Here is a 1,759-nt window from a genome sequence, read left to right as displayed (position 1 = left end):
GACCAACACCGTCTACGACGAGACGACCGCCTGGTCACACCACCCCAACCACGCCACCGCTTGACATCCAAGCACCTGGGATGTCTTTGCTCTGCATCAACCCACGCGATGGACCCTGAACAGGGTCTTCACCGCAGCAAAGCTCGACCACGGGGACGGTGGGTGGTTACAGACCGCGACTGTTGCGTGGGTTGAAGGAAAGCAAAGGGGAGTACGGAGGAAGGTGTGGGGGTCGGCGGGTCGATACCCAGTGCGACGGCGTGGAGCGTTGCGGTGCCGGCGCGCCTTGTCGCGTCGCGGGCCTGAGACTGACTCAGTAGCGCTGGCGGAGCAGCTGGGCCGCCTCGACGGCCCAGTAGGTGAGGATGATCTGGGCACCCGCTCGGCGGATCGAGGTGAGCGTCTCCATGATCACGCGCTCCCGGTCGATCCAGCCGTTCGCGGCGGCCGCCTCGACCATCGCGTACTCGCCGGAGACCTGGTAGGCGGCGACCGGGACGTCCACCGCTGCCCGGACCGCCGAGACCACGTCGAGGTACGGCAGGGCCGGCTTGACCATCACCATGTCGGCGCCTTCGGCGACGTCCAGCTCGACCTCGCGCAGCGACTCGCGCAGGTTCGCCGGGTCCTGCTGGTAGGTCCGCCGATCCCCCTCCAGCGCCGACTCCACCGCGTCGCGGAAGGGGCCGAAGAACGCCGAGGCGTACTTGACCGCGTACGCCAGCACGGCCACGTCGGTGTGGCCGGCCGCGTCGAGCGCGCGGCGTACCACGCCGACCTGGCCGTCCATCATCCCCGACGGCCCGACCACCCCGACCCCGGCGGCGGCCTGGGCCACCGCCATCTCGGCGTACGCGGCGAGGGTGGCGTCGTTGTCCACCGAACCGTCGGGGGTCAGCAGCCCGCAGTGCCCGTGCGAGGTGAACTCGTCCAGGCAGAGATCGCTCATCACCACGGTGGCGTCGCCCACCTCGGCGACCACGTCACGGATCGCGACGTTGAGGATGCCGCCCGGGTCGAGGCCGCCGGAGCCGCGCTCGTCGCGCGACGCCGGCACCCCGAACAGCATGATCCCGCCGATGCCGGCCTGTACCGCCTCCACCGCCGCCTTGCGCAGCGAATCCCGCGAGTGCTGGAGCACCCCGGGCATCGAGGCGATCGCCCTCGGCTCGGTCAGCCCCTCCTTGACGAACATCGGCACGACCAACTCGGCCGGGTCGACGCGGGTCTCGGACACCAGGCGGCGCATGGCCGCGGTACGGCGCAGCCGGCGGGGCCGGATCTCGGGGTACGGCATGCGATCCTCCCTAGCGACTACCGGAACCTCAGCGCGGTCGGCCCCTGCACCTTCGAGCCGCGGCGCTGCTTCGCCGGCATCGCGGCGAGCTTCTCCCGTAGCTCGACGGCGTAGCCGGCGAGCGCCTCCACCAGGTCGGGCACCGACGCGTGCGGCGGCTGGACGTCGACCCGCAGGCCGAACTCCGTCGCGGTCTCCGCCGTCTTGGGCCCGATGACCGCGACAACGGTACGCGCGTGCGGCTTGCCGGCGATGCCGACCAGGTTCCGGACCGTGGAGGACGAGGTGAACAGCACCGCGTCGAACCCGCCCGACTTGATCGCGTCCCGGATCTCGGCGGGCGGCGGGGCCGCCCGGACCGTCCGGTACGCGGTCACGTCGTCGACCTCCCAGCCGCGCTCGGTGAGCCCGGCGGCGAGCGTCTCGGTGGCGATGTCAGCGCGCGGCAGCAGCACCCGGCCG

The 1,759-nt window shown here is 71.6% G+C and carries 2 protein-coding genes; both read right to left on the bottom strand.

Annotated elements, in window-relative coordinates:
- Positions 1-313: 313 nt before the first annotated feature.
- Complete coding sequence (gene hemB, locus AB0M52_RS33690) at positions 314-1,297, bottom strand: porphobilinogen synthase (protein ID WP_363961906.1); 984 nt, start codon at positions 1,295-1,297, stop codon at positions 314-316.
- Positions 1,298-1,314: 17 nt separating this feature from the next.
- Positions 1,315-1,759: uroporphyrinogen-III synthase (locus AB0M52_RS33685; RefSeq protein WP_363961904.1), on the bottom strand; the 445-nt coding region annotated here is incomplete at its 5' end.

The organism is Micromonospora sp. NPDC051296 (assembly GCF_040682255.1).
Taxonomy (GTDB): domain Bacteria; phylum Actinomycetota; class Actinomycetes; order Mycobacteriales; family Micromonosporaceae; genus Micromonospora; species Micromonospora craterilacus.
This window is presented reverse-complemented; position numbering and strand designations above follow the sequence as displayed.